This is a genomic window from Serratia sp. DD3 (genome assembly GCF_000496755.2).
In genome coordinates, this window is the sequence record NZ_AYKS02000084.1 from 157,827 (window position 1) to 184,376 (window position 26,550).

Sequence of the window (26,550 nt, forward strand, 5' to 3'; positions counted from 1 at the left end):
GCCTATTGATAGCGAATTGAAGGGTTGATTGCCGCATACAGCATATCCACCAACAGATTGATCAAAATAAACTCCAGCGAAAACAGTAATACCTCCGCCTGAATCACCGGATAATCACGCATTTCCACCGAGTCCACCAGTAAACGCCCTAGCCCCGGCCAGTTAAATACTTTTTCGACAACAATCGAGCCACCAAGCAGAAAACCAAACTGCAACCCCATCATGGTGACCACCGGGATCATGGCGTTACGCAGCCCATGTTTGACGATCACCAACGACTCTCGCACCCCTTTGGCACGAGCGGTACGCATATAATCTTCCTGCATCACTTCCACAAACGAAGCACGGGTAAATCGGGCCATCACTGCCGCCACCGCCGCACCTAGCGTGATAGAGGGTAAAATATAATGCCGCCAGCTATCGGCCCCCACGGTAGGCAGCCAACCGAGATTAACCGAAAACACCTGCATCAACAGCATGCCCAAAGCAAAAGCCGGAAAAGAGATGCCAGAAACGGCCAGTGTCATCCCTAAGCGATCTGGCCAACGGTTTCGCCATACCGCAGAAACGATACCAATCGCCATACCCAGAATAACCGCCCATATCATGCTGGTCAGCGTCAGCCAGAAGGTTGGCATAAAACGCGAAGCAATCTCTTCACTCACTGGGCGCTTGGAAACCATCGAGGTACCAAAATCCCCTCGCACTATATTGGCCAGGAAATGCACAAACTGCTGGGGCAATGGCTTATCCAGCCCTAAATCCTGACGCACCAATTGGACTACGGTTTCATCGGCATCTTGCCCCGCCACCAAGCGTGCCGGATCCCCCGGCAGCAGATGCACAAACAAAAACACCAACACCGCTACGATCAACAGTGTTGGGATCAAGCCCAGCAGGCGTTTTATAAAATAATTAAGCATTACGCATATCCAGATTCAGGCCATCACTCCCTCTGGGCTTTCCAGCCCAAGAGGGAGTGCCCCGCTCTATTTCATATCTGCCTGATCAAAGTTAAATGAGGTATCTGGCATCACATAGAAACCGCTCAACTGCTTGTTATTGGCCGAGAGCAAACGTTCAGTGGCCAGGAATATCCATGGGGCATCTGCCCAGATATGGTCCTGCGCATCTTTATACAGCGCCTGTTTTTGCGTGCGATCGGTGGTGGCCAAGGCATCAGCCAAATCTTTATCTACCTGTGGGTTACTGTAGAAAGCGGTGTTGAACTGTTTGGGTGGTGCCGCTTGGGTAGAGAACAGTGGCGAAAGTGCCCAATCCGCCTCACCGGTGGAAGCCGACCAACCGGTATAGAACATCCGCACCCCAGTATCCTTCACTCCTACACTTTCCACCTGTGCTGCGCGTTGACCGGCATCCATCGCCGTAACGCTCACTTTCACCCCCACCTGCGCCAGTTGTTGCTGAGTAAACTGCAGCACTTTCTGCGCGGTACTGTGGTTATGGGAGGACCATAGGGTGGTGGTAAAGCCATCGGGATAACCGGCCTCTTTTAACAGTTCACGTGCTTTGGCTGGGTCGTATGGCCAGGGCTGATAGCGGGTAGCAAAATCGATGGCCGGTGGCACTGGCCCTTCTGCTGGCACCGCATAGCCTGAAAAAGCCACTTTAATCAGTGCATCTTTATTGATGGCATAATTCAGCGCCTGACGTACTTTCGGGTTATCGAACGGTTTTTGCGTCACATTCAGGCTGATATAACGTTGCAGGATGGAGGGCGCGGCCACCAGATCCAACTTGTCGTTTTTCTCCAGCACCTTGGCCTGCTCATAAGGAATCGGGAAAGCAAAGGTGGCTTCACCGGTTTGCAGCATCGCCGCTCGGGTGTTGTTATCTACCACCGGACGCCAGGTGATGCTATCGAGCTTCGGCAAGCCAGCTTGCCAATAGCCATCAAACTTTTTCACTTTGACAAAGTCGGTCTGGTTCCAGGTTTCAAACTGGTATGGGCCGGTACCCACCGGGTGGAAACCGATCTCTTTACCATACTGCTGAAGGGCCGCAGGTGAAATCATCACTGCTGCCGGGTGTGCCAGGTTGTTGATAAAGGCAGAAAATGGCGTTTTCAATACGATGTTCACCGTGCTGGGATCCACCACTTCGGTTTTATCAATCATTTTGAACAGATTGTAGCGCTTGAGGTGATTATCAGGATTACTGGCGCGATCGAGATTCACTTTCACTGCGGCGGCATCAAAAGCACTGCCATCATGAAATTTCACCCCGGGATGCAACTTGACGGTGTAGGTCAAACCATCGCTGCTCACCTGATAGCTGTCTGCCAGCACGTTCACCAGTTTCATGTCTTTATCAAAGCCAAACAGCCCCTGATAGAAGGATTTGGCTACTGCCTGCGACAAGGTATCATTAGCATCGTAGGGATCGAGAGTGGTGAAGTTGGACGCCACAGCAATGACCGCATCTTTGGCGGCCCAGGCTGGGCCCGCAGTCATCGCCAACAGTACCGTGGCTAGAAGATGACGCTGGAATTTTTGCTTATTCATAAGGCTCTTCCTCTTGAGCAAGGCTAAAATGCACCGGCGATAGGGTGCCGAGCCACAAAGTGCCCGGGCCCCACCTGCACTAACGGTGCAGTAACGGGTTCATCCCCCAGCGCGCGGATCGGGCTGGGTATTTCATCCACCAGCAGTGGCTGGGGTTGACGTTCATAAGCCGGATCAGCCACCGGCACCGCCGCCATCAACTTACGGGTATAGGCGTGTTGTGGGTTATCAAACACCGCACGACGTGGGCCAATCTCAACTATCTGCCCCAGATACATCACCGCCACGCGGTGGCAAATACGCTCTACCACTGCCATATCATGGGAAATAAACAGAAAGGCAATCCCCAGTTCACGCTGCAAATCGAGCAGTAAATTGGCGATTTGTGCCTGTATGGAAACATCCAATGCGGACACCGCTTCATCAGCAATCACCACTTTCGGATTAAGCGCCAACGCTCGGGCAATGCAGATACGCTGGCGCTGCCCGCCGGAAAACTCGTGCGGGTAACGCCGCGCATGTTCAGGTTTCAACCCGACACGCTCCAATAACCAGGCGACGCGTTTTTCTGCACTCTCCCCCCGAGCAACGTTATGCACCAACAACGGTTCCATAATCGAGAAGCCCACCGTCAAACGCGGATCAAGGGAAGCGTAAGGGTCTTGGAAAATAAACTGAATATCACGCCGCAGATGCTGCAAAGCCGAACCTTGCAATTGATTGATCTGCTGACCATTGAAAATAATAGTGCCGTGCTGACTCTCAACTAACTTGAGTAACGAACGGCCGGTGGTGGATTTGCCACAACCCGACTCCCCCACCAACCCCAGGGTTTCGCCAGGGTAGAGATCAAAACTGACATTCTCCACCGCATGGACACGGCGTGTAACACGGTTGAAGATGCCGCTACGTAAATCGAAATGCGTGCTTAACGCTTTTACCTGCAGGATCGGCGTAGCGCCAGCCGGTATGGTATCTTGCGGCTGCCCTGCCTGTTGGTCCCCCAGTAAAGGGAATTTTTCCGGAAAGTCTTTCTGCGCCATCGCCCCTAAACGAGGTACCGCCGCCAGCAATTCACGGGTATAGCGTTGCTGGGGTGCGGCAAACAGCGAACCGACATTCCCTTGTTCCACCTTCTGCCCCTGACGCATCACCAGGACGCGATCAGCGATTTCCGCCACCACCCCCATATCATGAGTAATGAAGATCACCCCCATCTGCATCTCTTGCTGTAATTCGCGGATCAACTGCAGAATCTGCGCCTGAATAGTGACATCCAGCGCCGTGGTGGGTTCATCGGCAATCAACAATACCGGTTTGCACGATAATGCCATGGCGATCATCACCCGTTGACGCATGCCGCCAGATAGCTGGTGTGGGTAACGATCCAGTACATTTTTTGCTTCAGGAATACGCACTAGGTCAAGCATATGCAATGCTTCTTGCCGGGCGCTACGGTGATTCATTCCCTGATGTAAACGTATGGATTCCGCGATCTGCTCGCCAACCGGAAATACCGGATTAAGTGACGTCATCGGTTCCTGAAAGATCATCGCCATATCAGCACCACGTAACGTCCGCAAAGTGCCTTGTTTTGCCTTGGCCAGATCCAGCACCTGCCCGTTACGACGGCGGAAATAGAGACTCCCTTGGGTTAACTCACCGCCACCCTGCTCCACCAAGCGCATTAATGCCAGGGAAGTGACCGACTTGCCGGATCCCGATTCACCGACAATCGCCAAGGTCTCCCCACGGTCAACCTCAAAAGAGAGATCATGAACCGCCTCGACGATTTGATCTTCCTGACGAAATTGCACCCCAAGATGACTCACTGCTAACACGCGCTGTGGCGGTAATATCAGTTCGCTGGTGCCCAATGGTAAAATAACGGTGTCGGTCATGTCCCTTTCCCGATAAACGTTCAGTGGTAGGTACCCATTACATGTATATCAATGAGAGCGCCAACGCGTTGGTCGTGAACGCCATGGCCGGGTTAAATGCCCTATGAGAAACAAGGAAATAATAATTATTCGCCGCTTTTCGACTATATTTAGCGCGGCAAGGGATGTAAAGCACAAACTTGTCAGCAAGGGTTAAAATGAGTCTTCTTAGAATTTTTTGTGCATTGAAATAACTGAATAGAATAAAAACAACGTATTATCAGTCCGTTAATAAGCAGTCAACCTGGTTAGGCGCAGTAACAGTGGCATTTGTTACCCATTCGCGCACTGTTAAAAACCCGACCCCGGTTGGCGTAGAAATTCCAACTCCTCAGGCGTTGATTCCCGGCCTATTATCGCGTTGCGATGGGGGTAACGCCCAAAGCGGTCAATGATCGCTTTGTGGCGTATCTCATACTCCAACTGATTAGCATTATTTAATTGGCGAAAGAGCAATAAAGCCTGCTGGTGAATCAGCGCAGATTCAGAGTGCATAAACGGCAAATAGAGAAAACCGCGTTGTACATCAGGCAACGTGGTGTCTAATCCGCTGGAGATCGCTTCTTGCGCCAGCACCAACGCCATACCGTCACAGGAAAAGGAGCGCGGCGTGTTGCGAAACAAATTCCGACTAAATTGGTCAAGGACAATAATTTCCGCCAGGCGCCCAGCAATCGTCTCACGCCAATGGGCCAGTTCCCCCTGCGCTGCCACGTGCCACAACTGGCCGAAGCGCTGATGCAACAAGCGATCAAACTCATCATCTTTCTTAAACCACATGCGCGGGTCAATTTCTTCAAACCAAAAATCCAATACCTGCTTATGCTCCAATACCTGCTTATGCATAGTTGCTCCTGTTAGTTACTCTCACACAGTTATTGTCAGACAGTCATTGCCACACGGTTGTTGGCCTCACTTGGCTTATCTTACATTCTCCCGTTCGACGTTATCTGCCATAATAACGCCACTTTGCCGGAAAGTTCGCCTACGTTGATTACGGAGTCCCTGTTATGGATCATTGCACTACTTCTGACCTTATTTCTCTTGAGCAAGCCCTAGAGAAAATGCTCTCGCAGATTATGCCTTTGCAGCAGACTGAATCCGTCGAACTGACCAATGCCGCAGGGCGTATTACTGCCACGCCGGTGATTTCACCCATTGATGTCCCCCCCTTCGCTAACTCGGCAATGGATGGCTACGCAGTACGTGTTAACGAATTAAACGCTAATACAGCGTTACCCGTTGCAGGTAAAGCCTTTGCCGGTGCCCCATTCACCGAACAATGGCCAGCTAATACTTGCATCCGGATTATGACTGGTGCCCCTATTCCCGCCGGTGCTGATGCGGTGGTGATGCAAGAACAGGCGGAAGTGAGCGACCAGGGTGTCTGCTTTAATGCGCCAGTGGTCGCCGGGCAAAATATCCGCCTAGCGGGTGAAGATATCCTGCAGGGTGCCCATGTGCTGCCTGCCGGCGTAAAACTAGGGCCTGCCCAATTGCCATTACTGGCTTCGCTGGGGATAGCTGAACTTCAGGTGATGCGCAAACTGAAAGTGGCGCTGTTCTCTACCGGTGATGAGTTGCAGCGGGTTGGTCAACCATTACAAGCCGGGCAAATTTATGACACCAACCGTTTTGCGGTACGCCTGATGCTGGAACAACTGGGTTGCAGCGTTATTGACCTGGGTATTATTCGCGATGATCAGGCGGCTTTGCGTGCCGCATTTATTGAAGCAGATCAACAAGCAGACGTAGTGATCAGCAGTGGCGGCGTTTCTGTTGGTGAAGCGGACTACACCAAAAAAATGCTGGATGAACTTGGTGAAATCAGTTTTTGGAAACTGGCAATCAAACCAGGTAAGCCGTTTGCTTTCGGTAAGCTTAACCATGCCTGGTTCTGCGGCCTACCCGGTAACCCGGTTTCTGCCGCCCTGACCTTCTACCAACTGGTGCAACCTTTGCTGGCGAAACTGGCGGGTCACACTGAATGGCAGCTACCACCACGCCTGAAGGCTCGTGCCTTAACCCCACTGAAAAAATCACCCGGTCGCCTGGATTTCCAACGTGGCATTTTCAGCAGCAATGCCGATGGTGAGTTGCAAGTCAGCACCACCGGGCACCAAGGTTCCCATATCTTCAGTTCCTACAGCCAAGGCAACTGCTTTATCGTACTGGAACGTCAGCGTGGCTCAGTAGCGGCGGGTGAAATGGTGGAGATTGAGCCGTTTAATGCCCTGCTGAGGAGTTGAACATGTTGCCGGAATTAACTGATGCGGAAACACTGCGCTATAACCGCCAGATTGTGCTGCGGGGGTTTGACTTCGAGGGGCAAGAAAAATTAAAAGCCGCCCATGTGTTGATTGTTGGCCTCGGCGGCTTAGGCTGTGCGGCCGCCCCCTATCTGGCGGCGGCTGGCGTCGGTCATCTGACCTTGGTTGATTTCGACACTGTCTCACTGTCCAATCTGCAACGCCAACTTTTGCACCGTGATGCACGTATTGGTATGGCCAAAGTGGACTCTGCATGCATCGAACTAGGCGCAATCAACCCACATATCCAGATTGATACCATCAATCATCAATTGGATGAGCAGCAGATGGCAGCGCAGATTGCCGCTTGCGATGTGGTGCTGGATTGTACCGATAACGTGCCCACCCGCGACCTACTCAACCGCCTTTGCCATGCACAACGTAAACCGCTGGTTTCAGGGGCCGCTATTCGTATGGAAGGGCAACTTAGTGTGTTTACCTATCAGCCCGATGAACCCTGCTACCACTGCTTAAGCCGGCTGTTTGGCGATAATGCGCTGACCTGTGTTGAAGCTGGGGTGATGGCGCCACTGGTGGGCACTATCGGTACCCTGCAAGCCATGGAAGCCATTAAGTTGCTGGCAAGTTATGGTCAACCCTTGCTGGGCAAGTTGTTGCTGTTTGATGCCATGAGTATGCAGTTTCGTGAAATCAAACTACCGAAAAATCCACAATGTGCGGTATGTGGCGCTAATAGCTGACGCCCTACACCCTGATTTATTCAAGCGGTACTGCAGATAGAGCGGCGACTGATTAGTCACCAGGCAGGATTAAATCATGGGCCATCAATAATGGCCCATGTTAGTCACCGTAAAATCAGACAATCCCTTGGCTACGCAGGTAGTCTTCATAGTTGCCGGTAAAGTCGATCACCTTGTTTGGCGTCATTTCCAGAATACGGCTGGCCAATGAACTGACGAACTCACGGTCATGTGAAACAAAGATCAAGGTGCCTTCATACAATTCCAGCGCCATGTTCAATGACTCAATGGACTCCATATCCATGTGGTTGGTAGGTTCATCCATAATCAAAATATTCGGGCGGTGCATCATTAGCTTGCCAAATAACATCCGCCCCTTCTCACCACCGGACAGTACCTTCACCCGCTTTTTAATGTCATCCTGGCTAAACAATAGGCGGCCTAATATACCGCGCACGGCCTGCTCATCATCGTTTTCCTGTTTCCACTGACTCATCCATTCAAATACCGTCAGCGTCTCATCAAACTCGTATTCATGATCCTGAGCGTAATAGCCAATACTGGCATTTTCAGACCACTTAACACTGCCGTGATCTGGGGCTAAATCACCCACTAATGTTTTCAGTAAGGTTGATTTACCAATACCGTTAGCACCCAGAATGGCTATTTTCTCCCCTACTTCGACCATCAGGTTGAGTTTCTTGAACAACGGGCCATTATCGAAGCCTTTGGTCAGTCCTTCCACTTCCAGCGCGTTACGGAACAGTTTCTTATTCTGTTCAAAGCGGATAAATGGATTCTGGCGGCTAGAGGCTTTAACCTCTTCCAGTTGGATTTTATCAATCTGACGGGCACGGGAGGTGGCCTGCTTAGATTTAGAGGCATTGGCACTAAAACGGCTGACAAATGACTGCAGTTCGTTGATTTGTGCCTTTTTCTTGGCATTATCCGCCAGCAACCGTTCACGAGATTGAGTGGCCGCGGTCATGTACTCATCATAGTTGCCTGGGTAGACCCGCAATTCACCGTAGTCCAGATCCGCCATATGGGTACATACCATATTCAGGAAGTGACGGTCGTGGGAAATGATCACCATGGTGCTGTTACGCTCATTCAGCACCTGCTCCAACCAGCGAATGGTATCGATATCCAGGTTGTTGGTCGGTTCGTCGAGCAGCAGAATTTCCGGATTGGAAAACAACGCCTGTGCTAACAAAACACGCAGTTTAAAGCCGGGAGCGATCTCGCTCATCGGGCCGTAATGCTGTTCCTGTGGAATACCCACACCCAGCAACAGTTCGCCAGCGCGTGCTTCGGCGGTATAACCGTCCATCTCGCCATAGGCTACTTCCAGATCAGCCACTTTATAGCCATCTTCTTCGCTCATCTCTGCCAAGGCATAGATACGATCGCGCTCTTCTTTCACCGCCCACAGTTCGGTATGGCCCATGATGACGGTATCGAGTACGCTGAATTGTTCAAAAGCGAACTGATCCTGGCGCAATTTACCCAAGCGCTCATTGGGGTCAAGAAACACGTTACCCGCCGTCGGCTGCAAATCGCCACCGAGAATCTTCATCAATGTTGATTTGCCACAACCGTTCGCCCCAATCAAACCATAGCGGTTACCGCCACCAAATTTAATAGAGATGTTTTCAAACAACGGCTTACTGCCGAACTGCATAGTAATATTGTTAGTGCTTAACACAGCGCTCGCTCTTCATGTCATTAAAATGTGATTTGGCGCGCATTATGCCATAACCCGACAGCGAGATGTGGGAAGTTTTGCTGATGATTTGCTCAACCTGAATGAAACCTGACCCGATGACTATCGGCGGCCACTAATACGATGTTGTTAAGTTTATAACTTGGTGATCTAACCATGAAAATGGCGACTATCAGCAGGAGCCTGTTCTCGCGGTTCCAGCCCATAATCACGAACCACCTCGGCTACCCGTAACCGATAATGTTTCAGGACCGTTTGCCGACCACAAGCCTGAGCCTGGCGGTGTTGTTCCAGGTTACGCCACTGCTCTACCGCAGCTTCATCGCGCCAGAAAGAGAGTGACAGCAACTTTTCTGGGTCATTCAAGCTCTGGAAGCGTTCAATGGAGATAAAACCGTCAATCTCCGCCAACAGTGGCTTTAACTGCGCCGCCAGCTCAAGATAGCTTTCCCGCTGCCCGTCTGCTGCCTGCAATTCAAAAATCACCGCGATCATCATTTGCTCCTTAAAGAAAACCTCCCCCAGCAGATCGCTTGGGGAGGGCATATGATTACTTTATATCGACCTGATAAAAGATATGTTTGCCAAAGGGATCGATTTCATAACCAGAGACTTCTTTACGCACCGGTTCAAAAATCGTCGAGTGAGCAATCATCACTGCAGGCATTTGGTCATGCATCATCTGCTGTGCTTCTTTATACAACACCGCTCGCTGTTGCTGATCAGTGATGGATTTGGCTTTAGCGATCAATTGATCAAACGGCGCATAACACCACTTGGCCGAGTTTGAACCATTGTTGGCTGACTGGCAGGTAAACAGTGGGCCAAAGAAGTTATCTGGGTCACCGGTGGCGGTGGTCCAACCCATCAATGCCGCCTGGTGTTCCCCCTCCTTTACCCGTTTCAGATATTCGCCCCACTCGTAGGTGGTGATCTTGGTCGTCACGCCAATTTTTGCCCAATCGGTCTGGATCATCTCCGCCATACGTTTGGCGTTCGGGTTATAAGGGCGTTGTACCGGCATTGCCCATAAATCGATGGTCATTCCATCGGCGAAACCGGCCTCTTTCAACAGCTCTTTAGCTCTTTGCGGATTATAATCGTAATCCTTCAACTCACTGTCGGCACTCCAGATACCTGGCGGCAACAGGTTTTTTGCCTCCGTACCGGTCCCGTGGAATACCGCTTCAATAATCGACGGTTTATTAATCGCCATCGCCAACGCCTGGCGCACTTTAACGTTATCCAATGGCGCTTTCTGGGTATTGAACGCCAGGAAACCGGTATTCAGCCCCGCTTTGCTCATCAGGTTGATGTTGGCATTCTCCTTGATGCGCGGTAAGTCCGCCGGATTGGGGAATGGCATCACCTGGCATTCGTTTTTCTCGAGTTTGGCATAACGCACCGAAGCATCTGGCGTAATGCTGTATATCAAGCGGTCGATTTTCGCTTTACCCTGCCAATACTCCGGGAACGCGGTAAACAGAATGCGCGAATCTTTCTGATATTGCGCCAATTTAAACGGCCCGGTGCCAATTGGGTCCATATCGACTCGCTCTGGTGTCCCGGCTTTAAGCATCGCATCAGCATATTCCGCTGACAGGATTGAGGCGAAGTACCATGCCAGATCAGCCACAAATGGTGCCTCTGCATGGGCCAGAGTAAAGCGCACGGTATGGTCGTCCACCTTGTCGATAGCGGTAATCAGTTTACCGAACTCGAGGCTTTCAAAGTTTGAGTAGTTGCCGTTAGAAACATTATGGTATGGGTGAGCGGGATCTTTCTGGCGCATAAACGAGAAGATCACATCGTCTGCATTAAAATCGCGCTGTGGCGTAAAATATTTATTGCTCTGAAACTTAACCCCTTGGCGCAAATGAAAGGTGTAGACCTTACCATCTTCGCTAATGTCCCAGCTTTCCGCCAGGCTGGGCTGCAGTTCGGTCGTCCCTACCTTAAAATCCACCAAACGGTTATAAACCGGTACGGCACTTGCATCAACACTGGTGCCTGCGGTATAGAGTTGCGGGTTAAAGTTTTCCGGAGATCCTTCTGAGCAGTACACCAGGGTCTTCGCTGCGATAGTGGTGCTTACAGTAAGTGCAGCTATCGCCAGAGCAAGTGTGGTCAATTTGCTTTTCATGTCCATTTCCTGTTCTTATTAGTTCAGTCCCACATAAATAACATCAAATTTAATTTGCAACCAACTGATTTTATAACCAAGTTCAATGAAGTTGCAGATAGGCGGCGACGCAGCGAAGCCCCAGGAGCTTACACGAGTAAGTGACTGGGGTGAGCGAGGAAAGCTAACAACCCTGTAGCTTTATTGGCGCCGGGTATATTAATAAAGAAGGAATCACTATGAATACCCCACTCTCCAGTCAATTAACCCAACGCTTCTTTCGTTACTTGGCAATCAGCAGCCAAAGTAACGCCAGCGCGACTACGTTGCCCACCACTCCCGGCCAATTCGCCATGGCCCAAGCGCTGGCAAAAGAGTTGATGCAGTGGGGGCTGGAGGAGATTGTCATTGACGAGCAGGCAACGGTAACTGCGGTTAAAAAAGGGAATGTCCCCTCGGCACCACGGGTAGGCTTTATCACTCATATCGATACCGTTGATGTCGGGTTATCACCGGATATTTATCCACAAATTCTGCGTTTTACCGGGGAAGACCTCTGTCTCAATACGGAGCAAGATATCTGGCTACGCGTGGCAGAACACCCGGAAATTCTGGCCTATCAGGATCAGCAGATCATCTTCAGTGACGGTACCAGTGTGCTCGGTGCCGATAATAAAGCAGCGGTCACCGTGGTGATGACCCTGCTGGAAAATCTGACCGCAGAACAGCGTCATGGGGATATTGTGGTGGCGTTTGTCCCGGATGAAGAAGTCGGTTTGCGCGGAGCAAAAGTACTGGATATTGAGCAACGGTTTAATGTCGACTTCGCCTGGACCATCGACTGCTGCCAACTGGGTGAGATCGTTTATGAGAACTTCAATGCGGCGGCGGCTGAAATCCATTTCACTGGCGTCACCGCCCACCCCATGTCATCAAAAGGGGTACTGGTTAACCCGCTGTTAATGGCGACCGATTACATCAGTCATTTTGATCGCCAGCAAACACCGGAGCACACCGCCGGGCTTGAAGGTTATATCTGGTTTAATGGTATGGAAGCGGGGCAGAGTGAAGCGGTACTACAAGCCAGTATTCGTGACTTTGACAAGGCCAGTTTTGAATGCCGCAAACAGCAGATTGCCGAGGTAGCAGAGAAAATTGCCCGGCAATATCCCACTGCAAAAGTGACCTATCAGATTGAAGATATTTATAGCAATATCAGCAATGCCATCGGTGAAGACCGCCGCGCCATTGACCTGTTATTTAAAGCGATGGAAACCCTGGGCATTACCCCAAAACCCACGGCCATGCGCGGTGGTACCGATGGTGCCGCGCTATCAGCCAAAGGTCTGCTAACCCCCAACTTCTTCACCGGTGCCCATAATTTCCACTCGAGATTTGAGTTTTTACCGCTGAAATCCTTCGAAGCCTCTTATCAGGTCGCCTTGCAGCTCTGTTTGTTGGCGGCAAAAAATGATGTTTAGTTAGCTGTTATAGGCCAGCGTTAATTAAAGGAGTGCTGGCCTTGTAGTTTACAATCCCGCCCCTGTAAGGGCTGATTTATTTGTATAACAAGGCAGTATCATAAATCCGCTTTTCGCTCTCCGACTCCTGCAAGTATTTTCGCGATCAGTTCCCCAAGGCCTCACACAAAGTTAAATAAAATGTGATCACTCTGATGCTGGCGGTTGTGTAGACTTCAATAAGGTAAATAAAGAGCGGTGATACAGCATGCAAAAAACAAAACGTATTCTGATTGTCGAGGATGACGCTAATATCGCCGAACTTTTGCAATTACATCTGCGCGATGAAGGCTATGACATCAGTCATGCTGCTGACGGTAATCTCGGTATGGCGATGCTGGAACAAGGGGGCTGGGATGCCTTGATCCTTGACCTGATGCTGCCGGGCATTGATGGCCTGGAGATCTGCCGTCGCGCCCGCAATATGACGCGTTATACCCCGATCATCATCATCAGCGCACGTTCCAGTGAAGTGCATCGGATATTGGGGCTCGAGTTGGGGGCGGACGACTATCTGGCCAAGCCATTTTCTATGCTGGAATTGGTCGCCCGGGTAAAAGCGCTGTTCCGCCGCCAAGAAGCTATGACCCATAACCTACGCATGGAAGCAGGAACATTAAGTTGTGCCGGGCTGACTATTGACCCTATCGCCCGCGAAGTTCACCTGAATCAACAGCAGATAGAGCTGACACCGCGTGAATTCGACCTGCTATACTTTTTTGCCCGCCATCCCGGCAAGGTATTTTCTCGTCTCAACCTGCTCAACCAAGTCTGGGGCTACCAACATGAAGGCTATGAGCATACGGTTAATACCCATATCAACCGCCTAAGACTCAAAATTGAACGTAATCCGGCAGAGCCCGAACTGATTATCACGGTGTGGGGCAAAGGCTATAAATTCGTGGCGTCACCGCAAGGATAGATGATGAAAAACCTCACACTAACACAACGCCTGACGCTGGTTTTTGCCCTGCTACTGTTACTTTGCTGTTCACTCTCTGGCCTGCTACAGGTGCGCAGCAGCACGCAATATAGCCATGCAGTGATCCAACAACTTTCGGGCAATCTGGCGCAACATATCGCCACCAGCAATCCGTTGTTAAGTTCAGAAGGCTGGAACAATCAATCCATACGCTCCCTGTTCGATCAACTGATGGCGGTGAACCCCAGTGTGGAAGTTTATCTTCTCGATAAACAAGGCAATATTGTGGCTGATGCCGCACCACAGGGGCATATAAAGCGCCAAAAAGTCGATTTGTTACCCATCCAATCGTTACTTGAGGGCGCAAAACTACCGGTTTATGGTGATGACCCACGTAATCTGACCAATAGAAAAGTGTTTAGCGCCGCGCCATTAACAGTGAATGGCGAGGTGGCCGGTTTCCTCTATGTCGTTCTGCTGGGGGAGGACTATGATGCTCTGGCCAATAATGCGCAGCTCAACGCCACCCTTTACTCAGCACTCTGGTCAATGGGATTAGTGGTGTTGTTCGGGTTGTTGGCGGGGAGTATTGCTTTCCATTGGGTTACCCGCCCTATTCGCCGCCTGACTCAGCAGGTTAGCCTGCTCGATAATGAGGGTATCGTTGCCCTGCAAAATTATGCCAATACACCCGCAGAAAAGCGTAATAACCACCGTGATGAAGTGAGTCTGTTGCAACAAGCCTTCCGCCGTATGGCGCTACGTATTACCGAGCAGTGGCAAGCTCTGTCACTGCAGGATCAACAGCGGCGTGAATTCATCGCCAATATCTCTCACGACCTGCGTACCCCACTCACCTCGCTACACGGTTATCTGGAAACCCTGTCGGTAAAAGCTGCCAGCCTGACGGAAAATGATCGGCAACGTTACCTGGATATTGCCTTGGCTCAGAGCCGTAAAGTGGGCAATCTGGCACAGGAGTTGTTCGAACTGGCTCGATTGGAATATGGCGTAGTGAAACCGCAGAAAGAACCCTTCTCTTTCAGTGAGCTGGTACAAGATGTCTTCCAGAAATTTGAGCTGGCGGTGGAAGCGCGTGATCAACAGCTACGGGCCAATATTCAGCCCGGCCTGCCACTGGTCAATGCCGATCTGAGTATGATGGAACGGGTGCTGACCAATTTGCTGGATAACGCCATCCGCCATACCCCGGCAAATGGCCTGATCGAAGTTAAACTGTGGCTACAGGATGACAAAGTCATGGTGCAGATCAATGACAGTGGGCCCGGCATTCCACATGAATTGCGGCCGGACCTGTTTATTCGCCCGTCCATTCTCAGCAACGCCCGTCGCCATGTAGGTGGTTTGGGGTTGATGATTGTAAAACGTATTCTGCAACTGCATGGCAGCGATATTATTTTGGTGGAGCAACAAACCGGCGCCTGCTTCCGTTTTCCTATCCCTGTTTATCGTTAGAGCGTTTCAAATGGCAGGCAGTAGGCTGGTTTGCCTGCTGCAATGCGGTGGTATATATCAGCACCAGAATGTACTTCCATCTGGAATAATTACCCCCTAGCAAAAATAATGGGTTGCTTTACACTGGGCAACTGTCGTCGTTGTTTTTACCCCCGAACGCCAAGAAGCAAAAGGTCAAAAAGGATGTCTTCACCTGCTGTCACCGCCAAAGCCTCTTCCACCTTGATACCGGTGTGTTTACTGATTATCGCCATGATCTCAATTCAGAGTGGCGCTTCGCTAGCCAAAACGATTTTTCCACTGATTGGTGCCCAAGGTGTCACCACCCTGCGTTTAGGCATTGGTACCCTGATACTGTTTATTATTTTCCGCCCATGGCGCATGAAGTTTGACGCCGGTAGCCGGTTGCCGCTGTTGATTTATGGCTTGTCACTGGGGGGGATGAATTACCTGTTTTACCTTTCGTTACGTACCGTACCCTTGGGTATTGCGGTCGCGTTGGAGTTTACCGGGCCATTGGCGGTGGCGATGTTCTCTTCCCGCCGCCCGATTGATTTTGTCTGGGTGCTACTGGCAATTGCCGGGCTGTGGTTTTTGCTCCCTCTCGGCCATAACATGGGTCAAATCGACCTTCTGGGTGCCCTTTGTGCGCTGGGGGCTGGTGCCTGCTGGGCCATTTATATTCTCTCCGGCCAGAAAGCCGGCGGAGACCACGGGCCAGGCACGGTAGCGGTTGGCTCATTAATCGCCGCGTTGGTGTTTTGCCCGCTGGGTGCCTGGCAAACCGGCAGTGCACTGCTGAATGTCGATGTGCTCCCCGTGGCTTTGGGGGTGGCCATTCTCTCTACCGCGCTGCCTTACTCGTTAGAGATTATCGCGCTACCTCAAATCCCGGCACGAACCTTTGGTACCTTGATGAGCCTGGAACCTGCCTTGGCCGCCCTTTCGGGGATGATTTTCCTTAATGAACTTCTTACCCCAATACAATGGCTGGCAATGGCTGCCATTATGGTGGCATCGATGGGTGCCACATTGACCATCAAGCCGAAACCGACGATAGAGAGTCTCTCGTAGCGCTCTTCAAGTCGCAAGGTGATGCAATAGGCGCTGCGACTTGAATAAATTTGGGTATATACTCTTTACTGTTTTTGAATCACTATTTCATTTTTCATTATGGAGAATCAGGATGATATACGGCAGTTTAAGCAATCACCATTTCGAGCAAGCACTCTCACCAGTCCTGGTTTCGATTATCGAGAAAGTGCGTCAGTACGATTTTGCCAATTTGTCTTTGGGTCGCCATGACATTGATGGCGATAACGTGTTTATGAATGTGATGGAACTGACCACCAAGCCAGCAGAAAGTAACCGTGCGGAAATCCACCACAAGTATCTCGACATCCAGATCCTGATCAGTGGCGAGGAGCGATTTGATTTTGGCCTACCTGGCTGTTGGGATAACAGCGACCCTTATAATGAAAGTAAAGACCTGCAAATGCTGGATATCGCGCGCGGCCAGCAAACACTGAACCTGACTCCAGGTATGTTCATCATCTTTTTCCCGCAGGAAGCGCACAAACCGGGTTGCCAAGTGGCAGAAGCTCAAAGCATCAAAAAAGCGGTGGTTAAAGTTCGCTACGATTTACTGGATTAAACAGACTATACCCTAACTAATTCGAGTTGCAGGACAAAGCACAAAGCGTTTTGTCCTGCAACTTCATTTAACTTGGGTATATAGATTAAACGGCGACTTCTTTTCCATCGAGTTTACGGATCACCACAGTAGCAGCACGTGGGCGAAGCTCAACGCCTGCTGGTGTGATTTCAGCAGCATTATTTGAATAAGGCCAGTTACCCGGATGCTGAATGTTAGCAAATACCGTTGTGTAATCAGGACTTATAGCAAAACCTGTGACTTCAGAATCGTTTGGACCAACGAAAAAGCGTTTTAATTCCATCTGGTTTTGGGCTGTCACAGTGGTTTGCTTATTGGCACTATCAACCAGTGTAGATGGAACAATCGCCAGCATTTGATCGTTAGTATCTTCGGCAACCTCTTTGGCACCATTATCGGTTTGTATCCATAAGATCCCGCGTTTATCAAAAGCAAGTCCATCAGGGCTGGCAAACTGATTTAGATCCGTTAAGCCGGAGAGGTTTGTTTCATCATTACCATCACTTGGCGAGCCAAATACAAAAATATCCCAGGTAAATTCAGTCTCTTCATTACCTTCATCCCAACGAATAATATGCCCAAAGTTATTTTTTAGCCTTGGGTTTGCTGGGTTGGCTTCGGTACGTTGCGAGTTATTCGTCAGCGTCAGATAGACCGAACCTGTGAAAGGATCAACCGCGCACCACTCAGGGCGATCCATTGGCGTTGCACCCAGTAAGTCTGCTGCACCTGCCGTATTAAGGATAATATCAGCAAGACTTGCAAAGCTATCACCTAAGGTTTTACCATCGGTAGTTTGACTATCTAAAGTCAATGGCAGCCAGACACCACCACCATTCTCGTTAAACTTAGCAGCATATAATGTACCGTCATTCATATACTTATCACCGATTTCGAGGCGATTGCTGCTGTTGGCATCCTGTGGGTTCCAAGGTGCTGCCGACACGAATTTATACAGATACTCAAAACGCGAATCATGGCCAGAGTAAAATACCACGGGTTTACCTTCACTCAACTTACCGAATGTACAACCTTCGTGGCGGAAACGCCCTAAGGCTGTGCGCTTAATTGCGCGCGATGTGGGATTATATGGGTCAATTTCAACGATATAACCATGGCCGTTGGCTTCATTACGATAATCATCCCGAGCACTAGTACCCTTAGGCGTCACATCAAAGCGACTAAACTCATCAAGGCGCTCTTCATCTTGACCCGCAAGTCCATCCCAACCATAATTGGTTGATTTTTTACTGATGCCTATTCGAATTTGATCGGGGGTAAGTGTGCCACGGTTAACGAAATACCCAGGCCAGTTTTCCTCACATGTGAGGTAAGTACCCCAAGGGGTATAACCATTACCGCAGTTATTTAAAGTGCCGCGTGCTTCACTGCCATCTGGGGAGTAGCGGGTTTCAAGCAGTGGAGAATAGGCGAGAGGTCCAGCGATATCCATCACTGTTGCGCCGGTAAAGCGGCGATTATGCCTATCGTTATACACAACGTCCCACTGATTATTCGTCAGCTTGATTCTGACAACAGACACTCCGTGAGCATTAATTTCCTTACGCACTTCATCGACAATGGTGCGTAAACCAGTCGTTTCATCGACCGTTGGGCCTTTAGGGTGTAAGGCCATTTCATCGATATATTCATGGTTAATACACAATAAACCGTCATCACCTGCTTGGTTCAGTGGGAAGAAATGCATGCCATCGTGGTGCATACCCACCGAGTTTGCTTGGTCATCCGCGGTATTGCTACCATCAGCTTTCCATGGGGCAGCCTTGGCATTTAATGGCGTTCCCCATGGCGCAAGAACTTGAGCCATATAACCTTCAGGAACGACTACCGCATCTAAGCGTGCACCCTTTACTGAGGTAAAGTTAAGCTTAGCGCTACTTTGAGTTGGTGGTAATGGTGTTACAGGCTCAGTAAAGGTTGATGAAGAGGAACTACCAGAATCACATCCAGTCAACCCCATGCCTGCAAAGGCTGCCATCGCCCCAAGACCTAATCCACTTTTGACAAGATTACGACGAGATAAATGTTTATCCAACACTTGATTAAAAGGTTCGTTATTACTTTTATTATAGCGTGTAGGATCAAAGGTAGCTTTGCTCATATTTTACTCCAGCTAGTACGAAGAATGAGATTTCGTCGCCGACTGTAAACTATCAATATGACACTAAAACTGATTTTATATGATAGTAATGCTGCAGTAGCTTATATAATCCGATATTGCGCATTTAATGTAGGAATAAATTTGCCTGTAGCGCTCACCTAATACCTCCGAAATGGTCTGTTGGTCTGCTCGCTGCGATGACTTGATACAAGGTGCTGACATCGGCGTCGAAAAGGGCATCGAGACAACGGCCAAGCACATCATCATTGAGGTCCTCCGCATTGTCAGTACCGATAACTCTTTGTAAACAAAAGAAGAGCGATGTAATGTTGAGAACATCGGATGTACAAGTGAGAGAAAGCCCGTGTCTAAACACGGAACTTTCCGCACCAGTGCTGGAAGCAGCAAACCTGCATAGTGATCAACCTCAGGCAGGTATTGAACCCTGAGCATGGATTGTCAATTACAGCCTTGTTGCATTTGCGACGTCCTCCCCTTTCCTGATGATCAGAGCGAGCCGGGTGATTATTCGTAAGCGTATTTCTTGACAAGATAATTTACCTGAACAGGCGAGGTCAGCGATTTAGGCCTGATTAGCTGGATCTGAGTTTTCACCTGAACCGGAGCATAGCCCAATTCAAGCATCAGAATAGCCGCCATCATACCTGTGCGGCCTGAACCACCGTGACAATGGATCACTATGGTCGCGCCTGACTCAACTAACCCCAACAAAATAGCCTTCTGTTGAGCAAATGCCTGCGCAAATGGCTCTCCTGGCGCACAGCTATCTTCAACGGGAAAGTGATACCAGTCCATACGAAGTTCAGCACATAGCGACGGTAGCGTATCGGCTTGCTTTTCAGTCAGTTCAACCATCGTCATCATGGTGATAACGGCTCGAGCACCTGCTTCTTTTAATGATTTTAAGGAATCAATAATGGAAACCCCTTTAGTTCCAGGGCAAGGGGTAAAAATCAGTTGAGCGCCATTGTCTAAGATAAGAATGTCAAACGGATGTATCATCGATAAAACTCCATACTTACTTTCATACACTTTAATTTATCAGGCTAATATTCCGCCTCTAACAGCAAAAAAGCCAGCAAGCTGCTTGCAGCCAACAGTAAAACGGTCAAAATAAGGCATTATTCCTACTTGATAAAAACAGTTATGCATAGCAAACCCTATTATTACTACGAACCTGCCTCCGGGCATGGTCTCGCACACGATCCGTTAAACGCCATTATCGGCCCACGGCCAATCGGCTGGATCTCATCACTCAGCGCTAACGGCCAGCGCAATCTGGCACCCTATAGCTTCTTCAACTGTTTTAATTATCACCCCCCGATCATCGGCTTTGCCAGTGTCGGCTGGAAAGACAGTGTCGCCAACATTGTGGAGACCGGTGAGTTTGTCTGGAACTTAGCCACGCGACCGCTGGCAGAAGCCATGAACAACAGTTCCGCATCATTACCCCGTGGGGAGGATGAATTTGCGTTTGCTGGGTTGACCGCCATCCCGGGGCAAAAGGTCAAGGCAGAACGGGTGGCAGAAAGCCCGGTGAACTTTGAGTGCCGGTTAACCCAGTGTATCCAGTTGCAAACCGCTAATAGGGAAAACCTGGAGACTTGGCTGGTGTTGGGGGAAGTGGTAGCCGTACATATTGCTACCCACTTACTGGATGAACAGGGTGTCTACCAGACCGCAGCGGCACAGCCGATATTCCGGGCTGGCGGCCCTACCGCCTATTACGGGATCTCTGAACAACATCGGTTTGATCTGGTACGCCCCGATGTACGTAAATCGTAAAACCATCGCTCAGTAGCCCATAGCCGGTTTATCGACGCCGCCGCTCAATCTCCGCCGCCAACTGCTGTTGTGCGGCATCACCCGCACCGAGTGCGGCGACCACCCCATTGATATCAGCACTATTGCGGTTCTGGCTCATTTTCCATTTACCCTCACGCCGAGTAACGGTGATTTCAACTCCGACAATCGCTTTCATCATGGCTGAAAGATAATCCGCTGGCGCATCTTCAACCTGCCAGGGTTGCTGCTGCTTCGCTTCCTGTTGCGCGGTTAACGCAACCAGTTGTTGGTGCAGCCAGTCTGCCTGTTCTATCACCTTGGGGATGCCCCACATCTGCACCATCTCATAATTCCAGGTAGGAACCACTTTCCCTGTCTGGCGTTTGGTTTCATACCAACCTGGCGAGATATAGCCTTGTGCCCCCTGAAATACCACCAAGCATTCCTGCGCTGATTGCAGTAGTTGCCAATGGGGATTGGCGCGTGATAGATGCGCTCGCAGTATGACCTGCCCTTGATCATCACTATCAACCAGAAAGGGAACCGGGTCTGCCTGCAACCCAAGAGAACTCTGATTGATCAGCAAACCTAAAGGATTGGCGCGCACTAATGCCAATTGGCTGGCTAAGTCGTCTTCACGGAATGCGGCTGGTTGATACATAGGGTGTCAATTCCTTAACGTTGTAGAGGATACTTAGGATGAGTCCCAATTTACCTGATGGTGGCAGTGCAGTAATATAGCGCGTAACTAGCCAATTTACGTCCATCACGCCCTCACCTAAATGAGCTGAGTAGAGAAATTTATCTCGAATTACATAGGTTAAAAAATGGAAATTTATATAGGCCTGGCTGTTATTGCCGTTGTACTTCTCTGGGTAATCATCACCTATAACCGCTTTATCTCCCTACGCCGTTTCAAAGACGAAGCTTGGAGTGGCATTTCAGTACAACTGAAACGCCGTCATGACTTGGCCCCTAATCTGCTCAGTTTGGTGAAGCGTTATGCGCAGCACGAAAAAGAGTTACTGGAAGAGATTGCTCGTCAGCGTAGTAATCTCACTGGCAGCCCGAGTCAAATTGCCGAAGATGAGCGGCAGTATTCAGGGACTCTGGGGCGTATCTTCGCGCTGGCGGAAGCTTATCCGGAACTGAAAGCCAATGAGAACTTTCTCTCTCTGCAACAGACCCTGGCTGAAATAGAAGAGCAACTGCAGATGGCTCGCCGCTATTTCAACGGTACCGTGCGCGATTTAAATATCCTGGTAGAGTCCTTCCCCAGTTTGCTGTTGGCCCGTTTGTTCAATTTTAAAACCGAAGCGTTTTTCGAACTCGACAACCCTGAAGATGCTAGCGTACCTAGGATGGATTAAAAATGGCAAGGTTGCCTGGTAAGTTATTACATGTCGTCTGCCTATTATGGAGCTTGGCCATTGGCTCAGTGTTAGCCAGCGATGTTCTTATCTCAGTCCCGGATAGGCAAACGGATTACACCACCGCCATTCAGGCAGCGGATAGCGCTTCAGAGCCTCAATCTGTCTATGAGCATATTCTTGCTTTTGATGCCCATGCTCGCTTAAACAGTGATGGCAGCATGGTGATGCGGGAAAATATTAAGGTGCAAGCCCTCGGGCAACAGATCCGTCGGGGGATTTTTCGTACCCTGCCATTACGCTGGGATCGGCAAGATGGCAAAATTTTCAGCGTTGACTATCAGATAATCCAGGTGTTGCGTAACGGCGTTCCCGAACCTTATAGCGTGGAAAAATCGGGCGAAACCCTCACAGTGCGGATTGGTAGCGCAGAGCAACTGCTGCAACCGGGGGTTTATGATTACGAGATCCAGTATCAGGTCAGTAACCATTTTAGCCGCTTCCCCGAGTGGGATGAACTTTACTGGAACGTCACCGGTAACGACTGGGACTACCCCATCGATAGCGCTAGCTTCCACCTGGAATTACCCGAAGCCCGTTATTATCTGGATAATAGAAAACGCGATGGCCGTCTACTCACCATTGATATCTATACCGGTGCATTTGGGGAAAAGCAGCATAATGCCCGCATCCTGCCTGATGGCAGTGTGGTCACCTCGCACCCCCTGGCACAAGGTGAAGGGCTGACTGTCGCTTATACCTGGCCGCACACTATTCTTGCCAATGCGCCGGACCCACAAGCCAACTCCCCTATTGCGCACTTGTTGTTACCGACCGCGAAAACCGCTGCGCTCTGGATACCGGTGTTGTTACTTATCGGTTACTGCCTGTTTTGGTGGCGCAAAAATGTGACCGGTCCCGGGTTAAAAATGCCAGCCATCGTGCCGCTGTTTGAGTTACCCGCGGCGTTATCCCCCGGCTATTTACGCTTTATCACTCAACGTAGTTATGATGATATTGCGTTTAGTAGTGATCTACTCAGCCTGGTTGCCAAACGTGGCGTTGCTCTTAGCCAAAAAGAGGGGAAATCTTCAGGTTGGGGGTTTTTTAAACGGTTGGCAAAACCGGAGCAATGGCTGTCGCTGTTACCTAGTGCGGGTAATACACAGTTAAATGACAACGATAAGCAATTGTTGAAAACCCTGTTTGCAAATGATCGCAAGAATATTAATCTCAGTGTGGCCTACCAGCGCCCGATGCAGAATGCCCGTATCTGGCTAGAGGAGTGCTGTACAAAACAGGAACCACAGCTTTTCACTCGGTTAGGGAAAGCGGTACGGCGAGCTGTCTATATTCTATTGCTGATCCCTCTCATATGCGGTTTGTTGTTCCACCCTGGCGTCGCCATAGTGACCGCTTTCGCCTTATTAATTCTACTGTTGGGGTTAACCCTGCTTTCTCTGCCACTGATGATGTTGTTCAGGCCAAGCTCAGTAATCAGCGATACCAAAGGACGCGTCCTGTTTTTTATCTTCTTTACCATCTTCGGGCTAGGCGTTATTTCCTTCGGTGCTGGCATGATGTTCGTCATGCTGGATGCCACCCAATACCCTGCAGGTTATATTGGCGCGCTGTTGGCGTCCATTCTGCTATGTCTGATCTTTTTCTGGCGTATCCCTCGTTATACACAGCAGGGGTTGAATGATCTAGCGATAGCCAAAGGATTAAAACTCTACCTGGGTGCGGCAGAAAAGTACCGTTATCAATCCCTTTACCCGCCGGATCAGTTGGTGTCGCATTTTGAAAGACTGTTACCTGTGGCCCTGGCCCTCGGCGTGGGTAAAACCTGGGCCAATACCTTTGCCCAGTATCTGATCACTACCGGCACCATGTCCGAGGTGTTTACCCCTACGGATTGGGATAACCTGCATAGGTTCAACCGAGATTGCAGTTCATCCTCCAAACCGACACCCAGCCCTAGCAGTGGCTCGAGATCATCAAGATCCAGCTCTAGTGGCTCCGGCTCTTCGGGGAGGGGTTCTTCCGGTGGCGGCTCGGGCGGTGGCGGCGGCGGTGGCTGGTAATTGGCATTCCGCTCAGACGTTAACTGATTAAAATAATTGGGTGATATCGCCAAGTTGCAGACAGTAAACCATTTAAATAGCGCTGCAACTTGGATTATTTTGACGAGATGTCACTTTAAAACTGCGGCTTTTCTCAAGCTTGAAGACAGGCAGTTAAACAGGATGGATAACGAATGTCAGCATGGTTTAGTCAGTTATTATATGGTCTCTGCCTGTTATGCAGCTTGACCATTGGGCCTGCTTTAGCCTCTGATGTTAATATTTTGGCTCCACACAGCTCAATTCAGATACCCGAATTCGCATCTGAGCCTAATTCCACCTATGAACATATTCTCTCTTTTGACGCCCGTGCTCGTTTCAATCCCGATGGCAGCATGGTGATGCAGGAGAAGATTAAGCTACAAGCCCTCAGGCAACAGATCCATCGGGGGATTTTCCGTACTCTGCCATTACGCTGGAACCGGCAAGATGGCAAACTGTTCAACGTTAACTATCAGATAATCCAGGTGTTACGTAACGGCTTTCCCGAGCCCTATAGCCTGGATAGAACCAATGAAACGCTCACAATACGCATGGGTAGCGCAGATCGACTGCTGCAACCCGGTGTCTATAACTATGAGATCCAGTATCAGGTCAGTAACCATTTTAGCCGCTTCCCCGATTGGGATGAACTTTACTGGAATGTCACCGGTAACGGCTGGGCCTACCCCATAGATAGCGCCAGCTTCCACCTGGAATTACCTGAAGCCCGTTATTATCTGGATAATAAAGGGCGGGATAGCCGTCTACGCACCATTGATGTCTATACCGGTACCAAAGGGGAAAAACAGCATAATGCCCGCATCCTGCCTGATGGCAGCGTGGTCACCTCGCAGCCATTGGCACAAGGAGAAGGGCTGACCGTCGCTTATACCTGGCCCCGCGCTATTCTGGCCACTGCACCAGCACCACTAGCTCATTCTCCTTTATCACGCTTGCTGTTACCTACCCTAAAAACCGCAGTGCTATGGATACCCGCGTTATTACTGCTCGGTTACTGCCTGTTTTGGTGGCGTAAAAATGTGTTCGCTCCCGGGTTAAAAATGCCAGTGGTCGTGCCGCTGTTTGAGTTACCTGCAACGCTATCACCCGGTTATCTGCGTTATATAACCAAGCGTGCCTATGATGATATTGCGTTCAGTAGTGATCTGCTCAACCTGGTTGCCAAACGAGGTATCGCTCTTACCCAAAAAGGGGACCAATCCGCCGCCAGTGAAGCTTTAAAAACCAGTTCAAATAACGAGCAATGGTTGTCCCGTTTACCCGAGGAAGGCAATAAGCAGTTAGATAATAACGATAAGTTGTTACTGAAGATGCTATTTCCAGGCAAGCGTAAAAATCTTAATCTCAGTGTGGCCTATCAGCGCCCAATGCAGAATGCCCGTATCTGGCTAAAAGAGCGCAGCGAAAAACAAAAACCGCAACTTTTCAATCTAGTCGGTAAATCGGTACGACGCGCTATCTACATCCTATTACTGAACCCGGTTATTTGTGGGGTGTTTTTCGACCCGGGTATCGCAATGAAAAGCACGTTCTCCCTATTATTTCTACTGTTGGGGCTAGCGGTGCTTTCTGTGGCGCTGAAGATGTTGTTCAGGCTCGGCACAATAATCAGCGACCCAAAAGGTAGCATCCCTGTTTTTATTCTTGTTCTTCTTTTTATCATTTGTATGATCGTCGGGCTGAGTCTGACCTTCACCAGTGGTAGCGCGATGCTCGAGATGCTATCTCTCAGCCAATTCCCTGCGGGTTACATTGGCGCTCTATTGGTGTCCAGCATTCTGTGTGTGAGCTTTTACTGGTTTATCCCTCGTTACAGCCAAAAAGGGTTGAATGACCTGGCGATAGCCAAAGGGTTAAAACTCTACCTGTGTGCGGCAGAAAAATACCGTTATCAATCCCTTTACCCACCGGATCAGTTGGTGTCTCACTTTGAAAGGCTGCTACCGGTAGCCCTGGCGTTAGACGTCGGTAAAACCTGGGCTAATACTTTTGCCCAGTATCTGATCGCTACAGGAGCCATGTCCACCCTGTTTGACCCGACGAATTTGCATAGCCTGCACCATTTCAGCCAGAGCTGCAGTTCATGCTCCAGCCCAACACCCGGCACCAGCAATAGTTCAGATTCATCAGGTTCGAATTCATCAAGTTCAAACTATAGTGGTTCAGGCTCTTCGGATGGGGGTTCGTCCGGTGATGGAGCAGGTGGTGGT

The 26,550-nt window shown here is 49.9% G+C and carries 21 protein-coding genes and 1 pseudogene; 11 read left to right on the forward strand and 11 right to left on the reverse strand.

Features of this window, described 5'->3' with window-relative positions; translation table 11 throughout:
* Window positions 1-2: 2 nt before the first annotated feature.
* The 4 genes from gsiC to IO95_RS16735 all read right to left on the reverse strand — a co-directional run bounded on the left by gsiC (window position 3) and on the right by IO95_RS16735 (window position 5,311).
* Window positions 3-923 (reverse strand): glutathione ABC transporter permease GsiC, encoded by a 921-nt coding sequence (gene gsiC / locus IO95_RS16720; RefSeq protein WP_023490050.1) that lies wholly within the window; start codon window positions 921-923, stop codon window positions 3-5.
* Between the two features lie 66 nt (window positions 924-989).
* Complete coding sequence (gsiB, locus tag IO95_RS16725) at window positions 990-2,525, reverse strand: glutathione ABC transporter substrate-binding protein GsiB (RefSeq protein ID WP_023490049.1); 1,536 nt, start codon at window positions 2,523-2,525, stop codon at window positions 990-992.
* Window positions 2,526-2,548: 23 nt separating this feature from the next.
* Window positions 2,549-4,426: a dipeptide ABC transporter ATP-binding protein gene (locus tag IO95_RS16730; protein ID WP_023490048.1), complete on the reverse strand. Its 1,878-nt coding sequence runs from the start codon at window positions 4,424-4,426 to the stop codon at window positions 2,549-2,551.
* A 330-nt stretch (window positions 4,427-4,756) separates the two neighbouring features.
* The gene (locus IO95_RS16735; protein WP_023490047.1) at window positions 4,757-5,311 is read right to left on the reverse strand and encodes a DUF924 family protein; all 555 of its coding nucleotides are present in this window, start codon (window positions 5,309-5,311) and stop codon (window positions 4,757-4,759) included.
* 164 nt (window positions 5,312-5,475) lie between these two features.
* Between IO95_RS16735 and moeA the strand changes: the two genes are divergently transcribed.
* Both moeA and moeB read left to right on the forward strand, forming a co-directional pair.
* Window positions 5,476-6,714: a molybdopterin molybdotransferase MoeA gene (gene moeA / locus IO95_RS16740; protein WP_023490046.1), complete on the forward strand. Its 1,239-nt coding sequence runs from the start codon at window positions 5,476-5,478 to the stop codon at window positions 6,712-6,714.
* A gap of 2 nt (window positions 6,715-6,716) precedes the next feature.
* Complete coding sequence (gene moeB / locus IO95_RS16745; protein WP_023490045.1) at window positions 6,717-7,475, forward strand: molybdopterin-synthase adenylyltransferase MoeB; 759 nt, start codon at window positions 6,717-6,719, stop codon at window positions 7,473-7,475.
* Window positions 7,476-7,590: 115 nt separating this feature from the next.
* Here the strand turns inward: moeB and IO95_RS16750 are convergent, their stop codons facing one another.
* The 3 genes from IO95_RS16750 to IO95_RS16760 all read right to left on the reverse strand — a co-directional run bounded on the left by IO95_RS16750 (window position 7,591) and on the right by IO95_RS16760 (window position 11,344).
* On the reverse strand, window positions 7,591-9,183 hold the full coding sequence (locus IO95_RS16750) for an ABC-F family ATPase (RefSeq protein ID WP_023490044.1): 1,593 nt from the start codon (window positions 9,181-9,183) through the stop codon (window positions 7,591-7,593).
* Window positions 9,184-9,351: 168 nt separating this feature from the next.
* A complete protein-coding gene (locus IO95_RS16755; RefSeq protein WP_023490043.1) occupies window positions 9,352-9,696 on the reverse strand; it encodes an antibiotic biosynthesis monooxygenase in 345 nt (114 codons plus the stop codon).
* A 55-nt stretch (window positions 9,697-9,751) separates the two neighbouring features.
* Window positions 9,752-11,344 carry an ABC transporter substrate-binding protein gene (locus tag IO95_RS16760; protein WP_023490042.1) on the reverse strand — a complete coding sequence of 531 codons (1,593 nt, stop codon included), beginning with the start codon at window positions 11,342-11,344 and terminating at the stop codon, window positions 9,752-9,754.
* 218 nt (window positions 11,345-11,562) lie between these two features.
* Between IO95_RS16760 and pepT the strand changes: the two genes are divergently transcribed.
* The 5 genes from pepT to nanQ all read left to right on the forward strand — a co-directional run bounded on the left by pepT (window position 11,563) and on the right by nanQ (window position 16,895).
* A complete protein-coding gene (gene pepT, locus IO95_RS16765; protein WP_023490041.1) occupies window positions 11,563-12,804 on the forward strand; it encodes a peptidase T in 1,242 nt (413 codons plus the stop codon).
* A gap of 247 nt (window positions 12,805-13,051) precedes the next feature.
* Window positions 13,052-13,765: a response regulator transcription factor gene (locus IO95_RS16770; protein WP_023490040.1), complete on the forward strand. Its 714-nt coding sequence runs from the start codon at window positions 13,052-13,054 to the stop codon at window positions 13,763-13,765.
* 3 nt (window positions 13,766-13,768) lie between these two features.
* Window positions 13,769-15,241, forward strand: a complete 1,473-nt coding sequence (locus IO95_RS16775; protein ID WP_023490039.1) for a HAMP domain-containing sensor histidine kinase — start codon at window positions 13,769-13,771, stop codon at window positions 15,239-15,241.
* A 183-nt stretch (window positions 15,242-15,424) separates the two neighbouring features.
* Window positions 15,425-16,315, forward strand: coding sequence for a threonine/homoserine exporter RhtA (gene rhtA / locus IO95_RS16780; protein WP_037386193.1), 891 nt, complete (start codon window positions 15,425-15,427; stop codon window positions 16,313-16,315).
* A gap of 112 nt (window positions 16,316-16,427) precedes the next feature.
* A complete protein-coding gene (gene nanQ / locus IO95_RS16785) occupies window positions 16,428-16,895 on the forward strand; it encodes an N-acetylneuraminate anomerase (protein WP_023490037.1) in 468 nt (155 codons plus the stop codon).
* Between the two features lie 85 nt (window positions 16,896-16,980).
* Here nanQ and IO95_RS16790 read toward each other — a convergent pair whose 3' ends face one another.
* The 3 genes and pseudogenes from IO95_RS16790 to IO95_RS16795 all read right to left on the reverse strand — a co-directional run bounded on the left by IO95_RS16790 (window position 16,981) and on the right by IO95_RS16795 (window position 20,091).
* Window positions 16,981-19,038: a PhoX family phosphatase gene (locus IO95_RS16790; protein ID WP_023490036.1), complete on the reverse strand. Its 2,058-nt coding sequence runs from the start codon at window positions 19,036-19,038 to the stop codon at window positions 16,981-16,983.
* A 190-nt stretch (window positions 19,039-19,228) separates the two neighbouring features.
* A pseudogene (locus IO95_RS25300) lies at window positions 19,229-19,381 on the reverse strand (DUF4277 domain-containing protein); the annotation flags it as partial.
* A gap of 182 nt (window positions 19,382-19,563) precedes the next feature.
* On the reverse strand, window positions 19,564-20,091 hold the full coding sequence (locus IO95_RS16795; RefSeq protein WP_235186783.1) for a tyrosine-protein phosphatase: 528 nt from the start codon (window positions 20,089-20,091) through the stop codon (window positions 19,564-19,566).
* A 114-nt stretch (window positions 20,092-20,205) separates the two neighbouring features.
* Between IO95_RS16795 and IO95_RS16800 the strand changes: the two genes are divergently transcribed.
* Window positions 20,206-20,844, forward strand: a complete 639-nt coding sequence (locus IO95_RS16800) for a flavin reductase family protein (RefSeq protein WP_023492703.1) — start codon at window positions 20,206-20,208, stop codon at window positions 20,842-20,844.
* A 28-nt stretch (window positions 20,845-20,872) separates the two neighbouring features.
* Here IO95_RS16800 and IO95_RS16805 read toward each other — a convergent pair whose 3' ends face one another.
* The gene (locus tag IO95_RS16805; RefSeq protein WP_023492704.1) at window positions 20,873-21,505 is read right to left on the reverse strand and encodes an FMN-binding negative transcriptional regulator; all 633 of its coding nucleotides are present in this window, start codon (window positions 21,503-21,505) and stop codon (window positions 20,873-20,875) included.
* 166 nt (window positions 21,506-21,671) lie between these two features.
* Here IO95_RS16805 and IO95_RS16810 point away from each other — a divergent pair, with 166 nt between their 5' ends.
* The 3 genes from IO95_RS16810 to IO95_RS16820 all read left to right on the forward strand — a co-directional run.
* Window positions 21,672-22,214: a LemA family protein gene (locus tag IO95_RS16810; RefSeq protein WP_023492706.1), complete on the forward strand. Its 543-nt coding sequence runs from the start codon at window positions 21,672-21,674 to the stop codon at window positions 22,212-22,214.
* Window positions 22,215-22,216: 2 nt separating this feature from the next.
* The gene (locus IO95_RS16815; RefSeq protein ID WP_023492707.1) at window positions 22,217-24,298 is read left to right on the forward strand and encodes a DUF2207 domain-containing protein; all 2,082 of its coding nucleotides are present in this window, start codon (window positions 22,217-22,219) and stop codon (window positions 24,296-24,298) included.
* 173 nt (window positions 24,299-24,471) lie between these two features.
* Window positions 24,472-26,550 (forward strand): DUF2207 domain-containing protein (locus IO95_RS16820; RefSeq protein ID WP_037386194.1); only part of this gene is annotated, 2,079 nt, incomplete at its 3' end.

Bases quoted from the DNA above. Each gene is read 5' to 3' on its own strand.
- IO95_RS16760 (WP_023490042.1), bottom strand. From the start codon at position 11,344: ATGAAAAGCAAATTGACCACACTTGCTCTGGCGATAGCTGCACTTACT.
- gsiB (WP_023490049.1), bottom strand. From the start codon at position 2,525: ATGAATAAGCAAAAATTCCAGCGTCATCTTCTAGCCACGGTACTGTTG.
- pepT (WP_023490041.1), top strand. From the start codon at position 11,563: ATGAATACCCCACTCTCCAGTCAATTAACCCAACGCTTCTTTCGTTAC.
- gsiC (WP_023490050.1), bottom strand. From the start codon at position 923: ATGCTTAATTATTTTATAAAACGCCTGCTGGGCTTGATCCCAACACTG.
- IO95_RS16805 (WP_023492704.1), bottom strand. From the start codon at position 21,505: ATGTATCAACCAGCCGCATTCCGTGAAGACGACTTAGCCAGCCAATTG.
- rhtA (WP_037386193.1), top strand. From the start codon at position 15,425: ATGTCTTCACCTGCTGTCACCGCCAAAGCCTCTTCCACCTTGATACCG.
- IO95_RS16730 (WP_023490048.1), bottom strand. From the start codon at position 4,426: ATGACCGACACCGTTATTTTACCATTGGGCACCAGCGAACTGATATTA.
- IO95_RS16800 (WP_023492703.1), top strand. From the start codon at position 20,206: ATGCATAGCAAACCCTATTATTACTACGAACCTGCCTCCGGGCATGGT.
- IO95_RS16815 (WP_023492707.1), top strand. From the start codon at position 22,217: ATGGCAAGGTTGCCTGGTAAGTTATTACATGTCGTCTGCCTATTATGG.
- nanQ (WP_023490037.1), top strand. From the start codon at position 16,428: ATGATATACGGCAGTTTAAGCAATCACCATTTCGAGCAAGCACTCTCA.
- IO95_RS16810 (WP_023492706.1), top strand. From the start codon at position 21,672: ATGGAAATTTATATAGGCCTGGCTGTTATTGCCGTTGTACTTCTCTGG.
- IO95_RS16735 (WP_023490047.1), bottom strand. From the start codon at position 5,311: ATGCATAAGCAGGTATTGGAGCATAAGCAGGTATTGGATTTTTGGTTT.
- IO95_RS16775 (WP_023490039.1), top strand. From the start codon at position 13,769: ATGAAAAACCTCACACTAACACAACGCCTGACGCTGGTTTTTGCCCTG.
- moeA (WP_023490046.1), top strand. From the start codon at position 5,476: ATGGATCATTGCACTACTTCTGACCTTATTTCTCTTGAGCAAGCCCTA.
- moeB (WP_023490045.1), top strand. From the start codon at position 6,717: ATGTTGCCGGAATTAACTGATGCGGAAACACTGCGCTATAACCGCCAG.
- IO95_RS16755 (WP_023490043.1), bottom strand. From the start codon at position 9,696: ATGATCGCGGTGATTTTTGAATTGCAGGCAGCAGACGGGCAGCGGGAA.
- IO95_RS16770 (WP_023490040.1), top strand. From the start codon at position 13,052: ATGCAAAAAACAAAACGTATTCTGATTGTCGAGGATGACGCTAATATC.
- IO95_RS16790 (WP_023490036.1), bottom strand. From the start codon at position 19,038: ATGAGCAAAGCTACCTTTGATCCTACACGCTATAATAAAAGTAATAAC.